Origin of the sequence: Protofrankia sp. Cj3 (assembly GCF_917627355.1) — a bacterium.
Taxonomy (GTDB): Bacteria; Actinomycetota; Actinomycetes; order Frankiales; family Frankiaceae; genus Protofrankia.
Map to the genome: position 1 here is coordinate 41,717 of NZ_CAKJTR010000005.1, position 15,283 is coordinate 56,999.

14 protein-coding genes and 1 pseudogene are annotated in these 15,283 nt (G+C 69.5%); 8 read left to right on the plus strand and 7 right to left on the minus strand.

Translation table 11 applies throughout. From position 1 onward, the window contains the following. Nucleotides 1–79 precede the first annotated feature (79 nt). Nucleotides 80–1,468 carry a class II 3-deoxy-7-phosphoheptulonate synthase gene (locus tag MJ783_RS01410; protein WP_239308061.1) on the plus strand — a complete coding sequence of 463 codons (1,389 nt, stop codon included), beginning with the start codon at nt 80–82 and terminating at the stop codon, nt 1,466–1,468. A gap of 55 nt (nt 1,469–1,523) precedes the next feature. Here the strand turns inward: MJ783_RS01410 and MJ783_RS01415 are convergent, their stop codons facing one another. Together MJ783_RS01415 and pknB are read right to left on the minus strand one after the other, a co-directional pair. Then, entirely contained in the window at nt 1,524–2,594 is a 1,071-nt protein-coding gene (locus MJ783_RS01415) for a DUF5667 domain-containing protein (RefSeq protein ID WP_239308062.1), read from the minus strand. 292 nt (nt 2,595–2,886) lie between these two features. Next, complete coding sequence (gene pknB / locus MJ783_RS01420) at nt 2,887–4,860, minus strand: Stk1 family PASTA domain-containing Ser/Thr kinase (RefSeq protein ID WP_370651402.1); 1,974 nt, start codon at nt 4,858–4,860, stop codon at nt 2,887–2,889. Between the two features lie 241 nt (nt 4,861–5,101). Here pknB and MJ783_RS01425 point away from each other — a divergent pair, with 241 nt between their 5' ends. The 6 genes from MJ783_RS01425 (at nt 5,102) to MJ783_RS01450 (ending at nt 9,862) form a co-directional block, all read left to right on the plus strand. After that, nucleotides 5,102–6,286 carry an NAD(P)/FAD-dependent oxidoreductase gene (locus MJ783_RS01425; RefSeq protein WP_239308078.1) on the plus strand — a complete coding sequence of 395 codons (1,185 nt, stop codon included), beginning with the start codon at nt 5,102–5,104 and terminating at the stop codon, nt 6,284–6,286. Between the two features lie 111 nt (nt 6,287–6,397). Next, entirely contained in the window at nt 6,398–7,999 is a 1,602-nt protein-coding gene (locus MJ783_RS01430) for a Gfo/Idh/MocA family protein (protein WP_239308064.1), read from the plus strand. Between the two features lie 32 nt (nt 8,000–8,031). Further along, on the plus strand, nt 8,032–8,355 hold the full coding sequence (locus MJ783_RS01435) for an Rv2175c family DNA-binding protein (RefSeq protein ID WP_239308079.1): 324 nt from the start codon (nt 8,032–8,034) through the stop codon (nt 8,353–8,355). Nucleotides 8,356–8,498: 143 nt separating this feature from the next. Continuing rightward, on the plus strand, nt 8,499–9,185 hold the full coding sequence (locus tag MJ783_RS01440; RefSeq protein WP_239308065.1) for a thiamine phosphate synthase: 687 nt from the start codon (nt 8,499–8,501) through the stop codon (nt 9,183–9,185). 15 nt (nt 9,186–9,200) lie between these two features. Continuing rightward, on the plus strand, nt 9,201–9,563 hold the full coding sequence (locus tag MJ783_RS01445) for a lycopene cyclase domain-containing protein (protein WP_239308066.1): 363 nt from the start codon (nt 9,201–9,203) through the stop codon (nt 9,561–9,563). Next, on the plus strand, nt 9,560–9,862 hold the full coding sequence (locus tag MJ783_RS01450; protein WP_239308067.1) for a lycopene cyclase domain-containing protein: 303 nt from the start codon (nt 9,560–9,562) through the stop codon (nt 9,860–9,862). Before MJ783_RS01445 ends, MJ783_RS01450 begins: the two co-directional genes overlap by 4 nt. Nucleotides 9,863–9,931: 69 nt before the next feature. Here MJ783_RS01450 and MJ783_RS01455 read toward each other — a convergent pair whose 3' ends face one another. The 5 genes from MJ783_RS01455 to MJ783_RS01475 all read right to left on the minus strand — a co-directional run bounded on the left by MJ783_RS01455 (nt 9,932) and on the right by MJ783_RS01475 (nt 13,200). Continuing rightward, a complete protein-coding gene (locus MJ783_RS01455; RefSeq protein ID WP_239308068.1) occupies nt 9,932–10,279 on the minus strand; it encodes a type II toxin-antitoxin system PemK/MazF family toxin in 348 nt (115 codons plus the stop codon). Continuing rightward, nucleotides 10,266–10,496 carry a ribbon-helix-helix domain-containing protein gene (locus MJ783_RS01460; RefSeq protein WP_239308069.1) on the minus strand — a complete coding sequence of 77 codons (231 nt, stop codon included), beginning with the start codon at nt 10,494–10,496 and terminating at the stop codon, nt 10,266–10,268. The genes MJ783_RS01455 and MJ783_RS01460 overlap by 14 nt, the downstream gene beginning before the upstream one ends. Nucleotides 10,497–10,586: 90 nt before the next feature. After that, nucleotides 10,587–11,681, minus strand: a complete 1,095-nt coding sequence (locus tag MJ783_RS01465; RefSeq protein ID WP_239308070.1) for a glycosyltransferase family 2 protein — start codon at nt 11,679–11,681, stop codon at nt 10,587–10,589. Continuing rightward, complete coding sequence (locus tag MJ783_RS01470; RefSeq protein WP_239308071.1) at nt 11,657–12,343, minus strand: DapH/DapD/GlmU-related protein; 687 nt, start codon at nt 12,341–12,343, stop codon at nt 11,657–11,659. Before MJ783_RS01470 ends, MJ783_RS01465 begins: the two co-directional genes overlap by 25 nt. Further along, nucleotides 12,295–13,200: a glycosyltransferase gene (locus tag MJ783_RS01475; RefSeq protein ID WP_239308072.1), complete on the minus strand. Its 906-nt coding sequence runs from the start codon at nt 13,198–13,200 to the stop codon at nt 12,295–12,297. Before MJ783_RS01475 ends, MJ783_RS01470 begins: the two co-directional genes overlap by 49 nt. Nucleotides 13,201–14,086: 886 nt before the next feature. On the opposite strand from MJ783_RS01475, the pseudogene MJ783_RS01480 reads away from it, so the two are divergent. Then, nucleotides 14,087–15,283 (plus strand): annotated as a pseudogene (locus tag MJ783_RS01480) (hypothetical protein); the annotation flags it as partial.

Here is a 15,283-nt window from a genome sequence, read left to right on the forward strand (position 1 = left end):
CGGCGGAGCCGACACGGCCGAGGCACGGCACGGCTGCGGTGATGCATGATCAAATCTTTACGCCGTAGCCTATTACACTGTGGACGAACTGGATGTCTGGCGGACCCTGCCGGCCAAGCAACAGCCGAGCTGGCCCGACCCGGTGGAACTGGCCGCGGCCCGTGACCGGTTGGCGATCCTCCCGCCGTTGGTCACCGCGCCGGAAATTCGGGTGCTGACCGAACGGCTGGGGTCGGTCGCCCGGGGCGAGGCGTTTTTGCTCCAGGGCGGCGACTGCGCGGAAACCTTTGCCGCGAACACCGCCGACAAGATTCGTGACAAGGTGAAAACGCTGCTGCAGATGGCGGTTGTGCTTACCTACGGCGCGAGCGTGCCGGTGGTGAAGGTCGCCCGGATAGCCGGTCAGTATGCGAAGCCGCGGTCAGCCGACATCGAGGCGAGCACGGGGCTGCCGTCCTACCGCGGTGACGCGGTCAACGGCATCGCCGCGACGGCCTCGGCCCGCCGGCCCGACGCCCGCAGACTGGTGGATGCCTACCATGCCAGCGCGGTCGCGCTGAACCTCATCCGCTCCTTCGCCACCGGCGGATTCGCCGATCTGTCGAAGGTGCACGAGTGGAACAAGACGTTCGTGCGGGACTCCGCGGCTGGGCGCCGGTACGAGCTCATGGCCACCGACATCGAGCGGGCGTTGTCGTTCATGGCGGCCTGCGGCATCAGTCCCGAACGTGCGCCCAGCCTGCACGGCGTCGAGCTGTTCACGAGCCATGAGGCGCTCCTGCTGGAGTACGAGCGGGCGCTGACCCGGACAGAGGAGGCGAGCGGCGCGGTCTACGATCTCTCCGCGCACATGCTCTGGATCGGTGAACGTACCCGTCATCTCGATGGCGCGCATGTGGACCTGATGTCCCGGGTCGGCAACCCCATCGGGTGCAAGGTGGGCCCGAACGCATCCCCGGACGACGTCCTCGCGTTGGTCGATCGGCTTGACCCTGAGCACATCCCAGGCCGTTTCACGGTCATCACCCGGATGGGAGCGGGCCGCGTCCGCGAGGTGCTTCCCGCGATTATCGAGAAGGTCAACTCCGCCGGGCATCCTGTGGTGTGGTCGTGCGATCCCATGCACGGCAACACCCGTGACGTGAACGGGGTGAAGACCCGGCACTTCGACGATGTCCTCGACGAGGTGTTCGGTTTCTTCGAGGTCCATAAGTCGCTGGGCACCCATCCTGGCGGCGTGCATATCGAGCTCACCGGTGACAACGTGACGGAGTGCCTCGGTGGTGGCGAACAGATCGGTGAGGCCGATCTCGCCGGTCGGTACGAGACCGCATGCGATCCGCGTCTCAACACCGGCCAAGCCTTGGAGCTGGCCTTCCTCGTCGCTGAGATGCTTCAGCAGGGCGCCTCCGGGGTGGCGCCTGCCAGCGCCCGGGTAGCGCCTGCCAGATCCACCGGGGCAACATAGATCATCTTTGTCGATCCAGCGGGCGTGGCGGAGCTGATCGCGGGAGCTGGCTGGGTCAGCCCGGGTCGGCGGAGTCCAGCAGACCCGCCACGATGCCCTCGGGATCGACAGCGGGATCGCTCTCGGTCGGTGGCGCGCTCGGCGTCCGCGATGCCCCGGTGGCCGGGGTGGTGGTTGCGGTCGCGGTGCTGGTGTTCGCGGGCTGTCCGGTGGTAGCCGGGCTGGTGGGGCTCACCGCCGGGAGATCGGTAGTGACCGTGCTCGGTGCGCTGGGGGTTGTCGGGACACCCGCGCCGGAGACCGGTGTGGGGGACGGGCTCATCGGCGGCGTCCCGTCCGTGTCCTGGCGGGCCGGCTGCCGGGTGCGCGAACCGTCCGCCTGGGTGGGAGCGGCCTGCGGGGCGCTCCCACGCGACGGCGTCGCGATTACGGCGGTGACGGTGTCGTTCACACCATGCACGTAGTCAAGAGCTGCGGAGGCCATCGTGCGCAGCTGACCGCCGGGCAGGCCGTCGAGCAGCGCGCGCAGATCTCGGGACTGGTCGGTGGTGAAATCCCGGACCGTGCGCAACGCGTCATCGCTGCCGCTGCGGGCCTCGGCGACCAGCACCTCCCCACCGGCCGACGCCTCGTTGCGCCAGGCCGTGAGGAGAGCGCGAACCTCGGTGGTCCTCCTCGGGAGCAGCCCGTCGTCCATGATGGTGCGGATCTCCCCGAGCCTGGTCCGGGCAATGTCGAGATGGACCTTGGCTTTTTCCACCCGGCTGTTGGTGAGATCGAGCTGGATCTGCTCGACTCGGAGCTTGAGCCCGTAGAAAGGCTCACCGGGAAGCGCCCGATCGGTGTTGACCGCGATGCCCGTCACCACGACCGAGGTGGCGAGGGCACCGATCAGGGCCGGGCGGACGCAGACCCGCGCGCGGGAGCCGCGCGCGGGAGTACGCCCGGCGCTGGTCAGGAGCTCGGTAGCCGGGAGCTCGCTAGCCGGGAGCGCCGCGGCCGGTAGCTCGCTGCTCAGCAGCCAGGTGTCCGAGGTTTCCGCGCACAGCAGGGCGCGCAGGGACGCGCGGAACTCCTCCCGCGGCGATACCTGTTCAACCGCTCGCAGCGCGCTGACGACATCCATCCTGGCGCGGTCGCGTGAGCTGACGACGGGCTGTCGACCGTCCGTTAACCGGTCGAAGTGTTCCGCTCGCCGCCGAGTGAGTGGCACTCCCACGGACGTCCCCCTGTTCCCCCTGTACGGTGCGCCGTCCAGGCGCTGATCGGCACCCGTATACACCGTCCGGTCCCATGGTGACGGGGAACACCCCGCGTGGGCACGTATCTCGCCCTCGCCGCCCATGGTGATTCGTCCGGGTGGGCCGGTACACCCGGGGATACACCCATTCTGAACGATCGCCAGATAGTCATCCGCACTATCCCACTGTGAGGGTCACCTTGGTGCCCCGGTCGACCGTGCTGCCGGCGGGCGGGTTCATGCTCTTGACGGTGTCACCGAAGAGGCCGAACCCGTCGCGCTCGGCCTTCAGCCCGGCGCGCTGCAGTTCCCGGGCGGCGGCCGGGTACCTGAGCCCGACAACATCGGGAACCTGGACCAGCTGGCCGTCGCCACCCCCGCCGTTGCCGTTGCCCCCGTTGTCGGCGGGGCCCTGGGAGACGAACAACGTGACCGTGGAGCCGCGATTGACCTGCTGTCCTGGATCAGGGGAGGTACGTACGACGCTGTTGACGGGGACGGTGTCGTCGTTGATGTTCTGAGCGATGACTTTGAGGCCGATGGCCTGGAGCTGATTCCGGGCCTGCTCGAAGGGCTGCTGGATGACGTTGGGCAGCACGAGGGTGGCCGGACCGGTGCTGACGACCAGCGTTACCTGGGCGCTCTGGGCGAGCTCGGTGCCCGCGACCGGGTCTGTTCTGATCACGTTGCCGGCCACGATCGTGTCGCTGGCCTCCTGGCGTGACACGGCCGCCACGTTGAGCTGCTGACGGGTGAGCCGGCTCTGGGCTTCGGCCACCGTCAGGGTGGCGACGTCGGGTACCCGGACCTTCGCCTTGCCCAGGCTGAGGCGTATCCGCACCGTGCTGTTGGGCTTCACCTCGGCGGCAGCGGCCGGAGCCTGCTCCATGACCTTGCCCTCGGCAAACGTGTCGCTGGTGGCGGGATCGTCGAAGGCCGCGAGCAGCCCGGCGTCGGTGAGCCGGCGTTCGGCCGTGGCCCGGTCGAGACCGACCAGCGGGGGAACCCGCACCGTGCCCGGCCCGGCCAGCACCTTCATCGCCGCAAGCCCCCCGAGCAGGGCGATGAGGGAGACGATCGCTATCGCGGCGAGCCGGCCGCGTGACCAACGCGGCTGTGGCCGATAGCGCGGCTCGAGACCGTGTGGTTCCCCGCCAGCCAGTTCGTAGCCGGTGGTTGCTCGCGACCGGCTGGCTGCCGGCAGCCCCCAGTGGGCACCGCCGACGTAATCGGCGGGCTGACCGGAGTCCTGACCGGGCTCCGGCAGGTACGCCGCGAGCTGGCGTAGCTCGTCCAACATGGCGCCGCCGTCGGGTGGCCGTTGGTTCGGGTCGCGTGCCGTGGCGCGCAGCACGAGCGTGTCCAGCGCGGCGGGGATACCCGGCACGACGGTGGATGGCGCGGGAACCTCGCCGTGGACCGCCTGGTAAGCCACTGACATCGGGGTGCTGCCGGTGTGGGGCAACTGCCCGGTCAGCATCTCGTAGAGCACGACCCCGGCGGCGTAGATGTCACTGCGGGTGTCGGCCGATCCGTCGCTGACCTGTTCCGGCGCCAGATAGCCGACCGTTCCCATCACCACACCTTGTGTCATGGCGTAGGTTGACTGGCTGAGGGGCCGGGCGAGCCCGAAGTCCGCGACCTTCACCTGGCCGTCGTTGCCCAGGAGGATGTTCTCCGGCTTGATGTCGCGATGTATGATCCCGGCCTCATGGGCCGCGGTGAGAGCTTCGAGGACCGGCTCGATGATCTCGACGGCATCGGTCGGGGACAGCCGGCCGCGGCTGCCGATATACTGGCGCAGAGTCTGGCCCCGCACAAGCTCCATCACCAGGTAGGTCACATTCCCGTGGGGGCCGTGATCACTGCCCTGGTCGAGGATGGAGACCGCGCGCGGAGTGTTCAGCCGGGCCGCGGCGGTCGCCTCCTGGTGGAAGCGCCGGATGAAGTCCTGGTCGTGGGCGAGGGCCGGATGCATGACCTTGAGAGCGACCAGCCGGTCAAGCCGGTTGTCGTGAGCGACGTAGACCGTCGCCATCCCGCCCACGGCAATGCGTTCCTGCGCGGTGTAGCGCCCGTCCAGTAACCGTCCGATGACGGGGTCTGCGACGGTCGCGTCCATATCGCACAGCTTACGATCGAGCGCTGCCACCGCGGGCATCCGGTCGTAGGAGCGTGTTTGAGATCGGGCTTTCGATCAGTGAGCCGCGTCCAGGCGCCCCCTGGCAAGGCGGGAGGCCGAAGCGATACCGGATGAGTTGTCTCGGTTCGGCTGACAACGCAGCCAGGGGGCGCCTGGGCACGGCGAGCCGGAATGACGATCTCAAACACGCTCTGAGAGCCGGGTGTGAAACGCGGATATGCCGCAGTCGCCACCGGCTACCCTCGCTGGCATGAAGCGGATCGTGGTTGTGGGCGCGGGGCTCGCGGGGCTGCGTACCTGTCAGGAGCTGCGGGCTGCCGGCTACACCGGGGCGCTGGCCCTGCTCGGCGCGGAGGAGCACGTCCCCTACGACCGGCCGCCGCTGTCGAAGGCCGTGCTCGCCGGGCGTCGTGACGACACCGCGTTGCCCCTTGGCCAGATCGATGCCGAGCTGCTGCTCGGCCGGCGCGCTACCGGGCTGCGGCCGGGGATCGTCGAGACCGATCGCGGTCCGCTTGATTGCGACGGGCTGGTTATCGCCACCGGAGCCGACCCGGTGCGGTTGCCCGGGGACGGGCCGCAGCGCGTCCTGCGCACCATCGACGACGCTCGCGCGTTACGGGCCGTCCTGCGTCCCGGCCTTCGGCTGGCGGTGGTCGGAGCGGGCTGGATCGGCGCGGAGGTGGCGACGACCGCCGCGGCCGCGGGGGCGGCGGTGACCGTCGTCGAGGCCGCGAGCGTTCCGCTGGCGCAGGCGCTGGGGGAGGCGGTCGGCGCCCGCATGATCGACTGGTATGCCCAGGCCGGCGTGGCGTTACGGCTGGGTACATCGGTGCGTGCCGTCCGGCCGGACGGGCTTGATCTCGTCGGCGGGGAGCGGCTGCCCGCGGACGAGATCGTGGTAGGCATCGGGGTGCGGCCGGCCACCGGCTGGCTCGCCGGCTGCGGGATCGCGCTCGACCGCGGGGTCGTCGTGGATGAGCACCTTGCCGCCGAGTGGTCCACACCGGTCGTCTGTGTGGGTGACAGCGCCGCGTGGTGGTCACGGCGCTACTCGGCACGGATGCGGGTCGAACACTGGGACTGTGCCCAGCGGTCACCCGTTGTCGCCGCCGCCACCCTGTTGTGTACGGCCGCGGGCGCACCACTGGCGGACGCCCCGGTCTATGACCCGGTGCCCTACTTCTGGTCGGAGCAGTTCGGACGCATGATCCAATTTGTGGGCCGCCGCCCGGCCGGCACGAAGCCGGTCTGGCGGGGTGACCCGAGCCAGCCCAAGGGCTGGTCAGCTGGCTGGTTCGACGATGCCGGCCAGCTGACGGGGGTGGTCGCGGTCGGCCGCCCAGCTGACGCCGTGCGTGGCCGGCGCATGATGCTGACCGGCGTGTCGATCGATCCGGCCGGGTTCGCGGACGTGTCGGTGCCGTTGGGCTGACCCGTGTTGGCCGGGCTGAGCCACGCTGTTGGGCTGAACGGTCATGAGTCGCCGCTGTTTCCGGGCAGCCCCCTGTCGGGATGCTGGTGAGACGATTACTACAGTGCCTGGGTGCCCCGCATTCACCTGGTCTCGAACCTGCCCGGCGCGAGCGTTCTCGGCGACCACCTGCGGGGCGCCGGGCTTGGGCCCACGTCCGCACGATCCGCGGACGCGCTTCTCGTGCTCATTGACCGTCCCCTCGACGATGTTGAGCAGGACGTGCTGGACCGTGCGCGGCAGTCCGTCCCCGTGTTGCTCGCCGGTCCCACGCTGCGCTCACTGCCGCCGGACAGCCCGCTGGTCGAGGCGTTGGGGCTGCTGCCCGGGAGAGTGACGCCGGTCCACGAGCTCCGGCTGATCCCGGGGCCGGACGGCGGTGAGTTCACCGCACGGATCGGCGCCTTCCGCCCGGTCGACCAGTGGGTCGTTTCCGACAAGATCGCCGATGACGTGCAGCAGCTGCTGATGGTTCGCCACGAGCTCGCGGACCATCCGGTGTGCACCTGGCGCCCGTCGACAGGCCTCGGCATGTTCACGGTCGGCTCGAGCGACCGCACGCTGGCTGATCCGGCCTACCACCGACTGATCGGCCGGTGGCTGCGCCATGCCCTGGGGGTCCTTGACGCGCCGCCGGTACGGGTGGGGCTGCTCGGTACGGCCGACTCCGCCGCCATCCATCACCTGGCCGTCGAGGCGACCGAAGGCCTGGAGATGGCCGCGGTCTGCGACGGGGGATCCCGCCCGCCGGCTCGTGGCGGCGATCGCGGTGCCCGCCGGATCGCCAATCCAGCCGAGCTGGTGAGTGATCATGACGTGGGCCTCGTCATCGTCGCCACGCCGACGCATACCCACGCCGAGTGGGCCATGCGGGCGCTGGAGGCCGGGAAGCACGTCGTGGTCGAGGAGCCGTTCTGCCTGTCCACCCAGGAAGCTGATGATCTCATCTCCGCCGCGGCCGAGCGGGGGCTCGTCCTGGCCGTGCACGCCGACCAGCATGACGACCCCGGTTACCGGGCGCTGCGGGCCGCGGTGCGGTCGGGCGCGGTCGGCGACGTGCTGTGGCTGGAGACCTTCCAGGGCGCATTCGCGCGTCCCGCCGGTACCTGGCATGACGACACCAGGGTGAGCGGCGGTGTCATCTACGACCGTGGCTTCGCCCATCTGGACTGGGTCCTCGACCTGCTCACCGAACCTGTCGAGTGGGTGTCGGCAACCACGCACAAGCGGGTCTGGCACCACGTCAGCAACGCTGACCACACCCGGGTCCTGCTCCACTTCGCCGATGGCGCCGAAGCTCAGGTCACGATTTCCGACCTCGCCGCGGTGGCGTTGCCGAGGTTCCACGTCGTTGGTAGTACGGCTTCGATTATCAGCGAGACCGCGGTGGAGCCGGCGGGGCTGGCGGGGCCCAGCGCCCGGTCCGGGCGGCATTCCGAGCGGGCGCTTGACGCTTTTCCCGGCCCGCTGAACCTGGTCACCGGGGACGGGAGCCGGACCCGGCTGGCGTTTCCGCCGCCCACCCCCTCGGTTTTCCACAGCGAGCTGGCAGACCGCCTGGTGTCGGGCTGGCCGATGCCGTACCTGGTGGAGACGGCCCGGCGGGTGGTGGCCGTGATGGAGGCGGCCACCCGATCGGCGGCTGCCGGCGCGGCTCCCATCCCCCCGGCGTGACCAAGAGCTGTTGCCCGGTGTTTACTTTGACCGTGGATTGGCTGACCCTGCCCGATGTCGCTGACCGGCTCGGGGTGCCCATCACGCGGGTGCGTCAGATGGTGCGAGACCGTAAGCTGCTGGCCGTACGCTCCGGGGGTGTCCTACGGGTGCCTGCCGATTTCATCGTCGACGGAGCGGTCATCAAAGGTCTGCCCGGCCTGCTGACAGTGCTGGCGGATGCGGGGTTTTCCGACGAGGAGTCGATGGGCTGGCTCTTCCGGGACGACCCGACCCTGCCCGGTACCCCGGTGCGGGCGCTGACGGAGAACCGCGGCCGGGAGGTCAAACGCCGGGCCCAGGCACTGGCTTTTTAAGGCTCTTGTAAGGACCGTCCGGCCGCCGCTGGTCGTGGCTGGTCGCCGCGGCCGTTGATCCGCGCGAATGAGAAGCGGCTGGGCGGGCCCGGTCGTGGCGGGTATGCTGTGCCGCCGGGTATGTCACACGTAAGGTCATGGGTATGGTGCGGGATTCTGATGCGCTGGTATCTCGTACGGCCGAGGCGCGGCTGGTGCGGCTTGCCGATGCCCGGCTCTACCTGTGTACCGGGCTCCGGCCGGCGTTTCCCGAGTTTCTCGACGATGTCCTCGCCGCCGGGGTGGACGTCGTCCAGCTGCGTGAAAAGGGTCTGGAGTGGCAGCCCGAGGCCGCTGGGCTTGCCGCGACGCGCGAGATCGCCCAGGGGCGTGGCGCGCTGGTGAGCGCCAACGATCGGGCCGATCTCGCCGCCTTCACCGGGGTGGACGTGCTGCACGTGGGGCAGTGCGATATCCCGCCCCAGCTGGCCCGTCAGCTGCTCGGTCCGGACGTGCTGATCGGGCAGTCCACTCATGATATTGATCAGCTCACTGCCGCGATAGAAGATCCCGACGTGGACTACTTCTGTGTCGGGCCGGTGCGGGCGACCCCCACCAAACAAGGGCGGGCCCCGGTCGGGCTGGAGCTGCCACGTCTGGCCGCCCGGCTCGCTCCGCCGTTCGCGCTCGGGGCCAAGCCGTGGTTCGTCACCGGCGGGGTGGACGGGACAACCCTCGACGAGGTCCTTGACACCGGCGCCCGGCGGGTCGTCGTCGTCCGGGGCATCACCGAGGCCGCCGATCCGGGTGCCGCCGCGGCCGCCTTGAGCGGCCGGCTCCGCGCGGCCTGACTCACCCGACAAGCGGTGCGGCACCTGAGCTACCTCGCCGTCCTGGCGGCCTGCCTCGTCGGTACGGCGCCGTTGGAGGTATTCCTACGTACGCGGGTGTACGCGCGTCCACTGCGGCTGGTGCTGACATTGCTGCCGGTGGTCGCCGTGTTCGCCGGCTGGGACTTCTACGCGATCTCTCGCCGGCACTGGGGCTATGACCGCGGCCAGCTGACCGGGGTACTGCTGGTCGGCCGTCTCCCCTTGGAGGAGCTGCTGTTCTTCCTGGTGGTGCCGGTCTGCGCGGTGCTGACGCTGGAGGCCGTCCGCGCGGTCACGGGCTGGCCGGTGGGCGACGAGCCGGCGGTGGACGGCGGGCTGGTGGGGGAGGAGCAGTGAGCTATACCTTTCTCGCCGTCGTCGGCGTTGCCGCCACTGTCCTGATCGACTTCGCGGTGCTGCGGACCAGAGTGCTTGCCCGCAAAGCCTTCTGGGCTGCCTATGCCGTCATCGTCGTCTTTCAGTTGATGACGAATGGTGTCCTGACCGGCCTGGCGATTGTCACGTACGACCCGAATGCGATCATCGGCCGCAGGTTCGCGTATGCGCCGGTCGAGGATCTTCTCTTCGGGTTCGCGCTGGTTACCCAGACACTGTCCTGGTGGGTCTTCTGGGGGCGCCGGCTGCAACGTCGGTGACCGTGGTCAGCGCACCGGCCACAAGCGAGTGCAGGTGAGCGCGAGCGGATGTGCAGGCAGGCGATCGCCTCAGAGCGCGAGGTGCAGCCGCAAGGCGTTGTCCAGCGCGGCCATCGTCGCGGGCGGGACCTCTGCGATCCGGTTGCCGAGCCGGTCCGCGGCCACGGCTCGTACCTGCTCGGCCTGAGCTTTTGAATCGACCGCGAGCCCGCACTCAGCGGCTTTGAGCAGGACCTGGAACGGGAACACCCGATCGGTGCTGGACGTGATGGGTACGACGGTGACCACACCGCGCCCGGCACGCCCGGCCGCGCGGTTGGCGGCGTCATTACTCACGATCACCGCGGGGCGGGTCTTGTTCGCTTCTGCTCCCCGGGCTGGTTCCAGGCTGACCCAGTAGATGTCACCGCGACGCATCGGCGAGTTCGTCCGCCGTGGTGGCATCCCAGAGCCCGGCGTCACTGGTGGCGGCCCACTCGTCCCAGGCCGCGGTGTAGGCGGTTTCGATGCTGGCCGCCCGCAGCAGGCCAACAGCCTGGTGGATTACCGCGGAGCGTGACGGGATGCTGCTTGCGGCACTGAACTCGTCGATGAAGCGCACATCGTCGTCCGGCAGACTAACGCTGATCTTCATACTTTTGATGCTACCCATTGTGCTACCCCTGTGCCTACCGCATCGATGGGTGGCGGCCGGGTCTCGGCCGGCCACCACCCAAGGCCCGCGTCAGCCAGCTGGCTCGGTGGCTTTGGCCGGCGCGGCTGCCACGGCGTCGGCCGGTTCTGCCGTGTCAGCCTGTGCTGAGCTGCCGTTTTGTTCCATGGCACCGGGGAGCCCGGCAGGCGAGTCCTCGGTGGTCAGGTGGCCCGGGGCGTCCGCCGGGTAGGGAGGGTAGCCGGGCCACCAGCGTGCGCGGGCCTGCCAGACCGCCCGCCAGCTGCCCTGGTTGCCGGTGGTGCCGCGGCCGGCGCGGGTGGCGGCCACGCCGAGGCCGGCCCGCAGCGCCACGCCCAGCGCGAGCATCGCCAGGCAGAAGGTGCGCTGCCAACCGGTGCGATGGGTCCGGGCGAGGGTGGTCTTGCCGGTCAGCGTGAGGATCGTCTTGTCCGCGTGCTGGGACGACGACGCACCGCTGTGGTGGACCACAGTCGCTTCCGGCGTGATCACCGGGTCGTAGCCGGCGGCTCGGGCCCGAAGGGAGAAGTCGACGTCCTCGCCGTACATGAAGTACCGCGGGTCGAGCCCGCCGAGCTGGGTGAACCGGTCCCGGCGCACCAGCAGCAGGCAGCCGGTCACCACCCCGACGGAGGCGACGTTGTCGCGCTGCCATCCGCCGAGTGCCTCGGGGTCGAACAGCCGCGAGCCGCGCCGCGCGGTGGTCAGGCCGAGGCCGAAGCACAGGTGGCTCCACAGCGTCGGCGCGCCCCAACAGGAGCTGGGGTCGAGAGCCCGGTCGGGGGCCAGCGTGCGTCCCCCGTACACGCCGTGATGTGGATGCTTCTCGGCGAAGGCGACGAGGCGGCCCACCGCGTCGTCGATGACGACCGTGTCGGAGTTGAGGAGCAGCACGTAGCGGCCGGTGGCGGCGCTCGCCGCGATGTTGACCGCGCGGGCGAAGCCGAGGTTGGTCGGCTGTTCGATCAGCCGCACCCACGGGTAGCGCTCCTTGAGCACGGCGACGGTGTCGTCGCTGGAAGCGTTGTCGACGACGAGCACCTCGGTGCTCACGGTGTCCGGTGCCGCGTGCAGCGAGTCCAGGCAGGCCGCGGTGAGCGTGCGGGTGTTGTAAGAAATGATCAGGATTGAGACGTCGACGGCCATGCTGTCCCCCGTCCGTTGTTGCTCGGAGTGCCGGTGGGCTCGTCGTTGGTCGGCGTCGCGCTGGCCAGCGTCGCGTCGGCCAGCGTCGCGTCGGGCGAGCCGCCGCGGTGGCCGACGACTCGGGCTGGCGCGCCGACAGCGATGGCATCCGGTGGCAGTGACGTGGTCACTACCGAGTTGGCACCGACGATGCATCCGTCACCGATCGTGACACCCGCGACGACGACCACCCGGGCGCCCAGCCAGACGTTCGCGCCGATCCTGATGTCGCGTTCGTCCTTGTCCTGGTGCATGACGGGCACACCGGGCGGCGTCCGGTAGTTGGACGCGGTCACGAAGACCTCGGGAGCGAACAGCGCGTGCGCACCGATGTCGATACGGCCGGTCGAGTCACCGGCCCACAGGTAGCAGCGTTCGCCGATCTCGGCGCCGGCACCGATCGTGATGCGCTCGCCGTTGCGGATGGAGACGTTCGGTGCCAGGCGCACCCCGGGTGCCACGGTCATCAGGCGGCGCGGCCGCACGTGCGAATAGCCGTAGAAGTGCGCGATCCGCAGGATGTGCGCGTAGGCCAGCGGGTCGAGCAGCGAGCGAGCCGCCCGTAACGACCTGCTCAGGCCGCCCCCGCGCTGGTGGTCCGGCTGGTGTTGTCGCGTTCCCATGTTCTGAGGTCCCCCCGACGTAGCTTGCGGCGGGCCAGCAGCTGAGCCAGCACCACCATACCGACATAGCAGGGTATGTCGACCACTCTGCGTGGATCTTCTTTGACCACCCGGGCCCAGCCGCTCCGGCCGTTGGCGGCGGTCTCCGGTTTCGCCTCTGTCTGGCCCAGCTGGCGGTTGCCGGCGTAGACGCGGACGAGGCGGTGCAGGTGGGCGCGCACCGTCCGGGCCGGGAAGATGGTGAAGTCCAGGCCGGGGCGGGCGGCCCGTCGCTCGTCGGCACTGAACAGGGTGTAGAGGAAGAGGTCGTCGGCGATGATCTCGGGGAAGTGCTCGAAGCGTCCCCGTCCGGCCTCGTTCAGGCCCACCACGCCGGAGCCGACGTGGCTGTCGCCGACGAACGGCTGGCGCATCCACAGCCGGTAGAAGCTGCGTACCGGCCAGCTGACTCCGGTCAGGTCGACGGCCAGCCGGGGAGCCGCGGCCATCGCGGCGTCCGTGCGGAGCAGATCCGCGGTTTCCAGCAGGACGTCGCCGCGCACGACCACGTCCGCGTCCACGTAGAAGCGGGGGAAGGAGGCCACCGCCGCGTCACCGAGGTTGAGTGCCCCGGCCTTGCCGGGACGCGGCGTCTCCACCACCCGTACCCCGGCGGTTCGGGCGATCTCCGCCGTGCCGTCCGTGCACCCGTTGCACACCACGACGATGTCCAGGGCGTCCGTGGGTACCCCGGCACGCAGCGCCGTCAGGCAGCGACCGATGACCGCCTGCTCGTTGTGCGCGGGTATCACCACGCTTACGGGCGGACCACTCGGCCCGCCGTTGGCATGGGTCGGACCCACCGGAACCCGAAACATCGGGTAACTCCCCCCCCTGACGGATATGACTCGTCACTATCCCGACCGAATCGTAGGACGTCACCCAGCCGAGGCGCGACCGGGGTGCGGCGCGACCGGGGTGCGGTGCACGGTGGCCAGCGTCGCCTCCACCTATGCCGGCGAACGACGCGGTGCCGCCTGTCGACAGCCGATCCGGTTCAGCTGCGCTCACTCGTGAACGCCGTTACCGACTTTCCCGCGACTATCGGCCTACCTGCGGCCAGCGCAGGCGGGAGGAGAGGGAGGAGGGGAAGGAACGCCTGATGGAGATTGACTGCCCAGCATCGACGGCCTTGATCCGCCGCTATCGATGTCGTCCGGGCTGTTTCGGGCTGAGCCGTCCCCACCACGGAGCGCTAGTGTCAGACCGACAAGATCTGCAGATTGTCCAGCGGTCGTGCCGCGTTCGAAGACAGTCAAGGTGAGCCAAAGACGTTCTCGTTCAAGATCAATTAATTGAGAGTGTTTGATCCGTTCGGTCCGCTGTCTGGAGAGGTACATGATCATTATGGTGATTGAGCCAAGGACTGTCGAGATCGAACCCGACACGAGGGGGATGAGAACCTCTGGCGCCACAGGACACTCCAGCCCGGCACCAGTCCCGAACCCCCGCCTGTTTCCCGGTTTCAGAGGGGACTGGATGCCTAACTGAAGAGTGATCCTGCATCGGGCGCGAACCGGACACCGCCCAACACCGCCCATCTTAGAGCGACCGGCAATAGGGGGCAATAGGGGACGCGGCGTCGCGGGGCTGGGGCACGCACCTCGCCACGTTGTCGTCAGTCGCCACCCAACACCTCCGGTGGCTCCCTCCTCCGCCTCGCGCCGCACGCACCCCAGCCCCGCTCTTTGACCCACACCCCTATTGCCGGAGCCTCTTAATCATCAGATCGTCGGTGGGGGTACGCGGGTTGGCGCGGCGGACGCGGACGCGGGCGGCGCGGACGATGCCGGGGCCGGCGACAGCGACCCGCCGGCCGCGAACCACATCAACGCCCACACCGCCCGTACCGGTCTGGACCCGAGTGGCGCCGCTCCTATGACCGGCCCACGGTTGTCGGAGCTGGAGAACTGGCCGCTGCCGAACAACCGCCGCCGGCCCACCCCTCAGCTCCTCGCGCTGCTCGCCGAGGTCTATGGCACGGGAATCCACAATCTGATCGACCTCGACGACCGTGAACACCTCAGCCCCACCGACGCTCTCCTTATCAGCAAGACGCTGAGGACCGTGCGGGCCAGGCCCGAAGAACTACCGAGGCCCAGGGACGCGTCGCAGGTCGAGAGGGTCGGAGAAGGCATCAGGCCGTCCGCTCCGGCGATGGTCTCGCCAGCCGTGAACGTGATCGCTTCCCTCGGCGGCGGGTATGACCGGCAGGCGGAAATGCTCGACGTCGGCGTTCGGCTGCGGTATTTCGCGGCACCCTCCGCGCAGACCCTTTTTCTTGATTATCTTGACGGTTTCGTCGAGGACTGTGTCGCCTTCTATGAGGCGCGTGGCCCGGCCGCGTTGATGCCTCTTGTCGCGCGGCAGCGGAAGGGTGTGCAAGCCCTCGTCGAGGGCTGGCAGCTGCCCCGGGACCGTATCCGGCTGCTGCGTTCCGCCGGGCGGCTGTCGGGGCTGGCCGGCTATATGGAGGTGAACCTCGGGGACTTTCCGCTCGCGCGTGCCTACTGCGTGGAGGCGTTCACCCTCGCGCTCGCCGTCGAGGACAGCGACCTGGCGGCCTGGGTGCGGGGCACCGAAAGTCTGTGCGCCTACTACGCCGGCGACTACCGGCTGGCGTTGGAGCGGGCACGCGAGGGACAGATCTACGCCGCGGGCGGGCCGCAGGCGATTCGGCTGGCGGTCAACGGCGAAGCCCGCGCCTTGGGCCAGCTCGGTGACCGCGATGGCGTACACGAAGCCGTCGGCCGCGCGTTCGACCTCGCCGAGGGCGCCGAGCTGCCTGACGGCATGTCGCCGTGTATCTCCTTCGGCTCCTACAGCCTCGCGCGGATCGCGGCGAACGCCGCGACCGCCCACGTCGGCACCGGCGAGACCGCCCTCGTCCAGCGCTACGCG

Excerpts from the sequence above, each read along its gene's own strand:
- MJ783_RS01425 (WP_239308078.1), top strand. The coding sequence starts at position 5,102 with ATGAAGCGGATCGTGGTTGTGGGCGCGGGGCTCGCGGGGCTGCGTACC.
- MJ783_RS01470 (WP_239308071.1), bottom strand. The coding sequence starts at position 12,343 with ATGGGAACGCGACAACACCAGCCGGACCACCAGCGCGGGGGCGGCCTG.
- MJ783_RS01455 (WP_239308068.1), bottom strand. The coding sequence starts at position 10,279 with ATGCGTCGCGGTGACATCTACTGGGTCAGCCTGGAACCAGCCCGGGGA.
- MJ783_RS01460 (WP_239308069.1), bottom strand. The coding sequence starts at position 10,496 with ATGAAGATCAGCGTTAGTCTGCCGGACGACGATGTGCGCTTCATCGAC.
- MJ783_RS01415 (WP_239308062.1), bottom strand. The coding sequence starts at position 2,594 with ATGGATGTCGTCAGCGCGCTGCGAGCGGTTGAACAGGTATCGCCGCGG.
- MJ783_RS01440 (WP_239308065.1), top strand. The coding sequence starts at position 8,499 with ATGGTGCGGGATTCTGATGCGCTGGTATCTCGTACGGCCGAGGCGCGG.
- MJ783_RS01465 (WP_239308070.1), bottom strand. The coding sequence starts at position 11,681 with ATGGCCGTCGACGTCTCAATCCTGATCATTTCTTACAACACCCGCACG.
- MJ783_RS01475 (WP_239308072.1), bottom strand. The coding sequence starts at position 13,200 with ATGTTTCGGGTTCCGGTGGGTCCGACCCATGCCAACGGCGGGCCGAGT.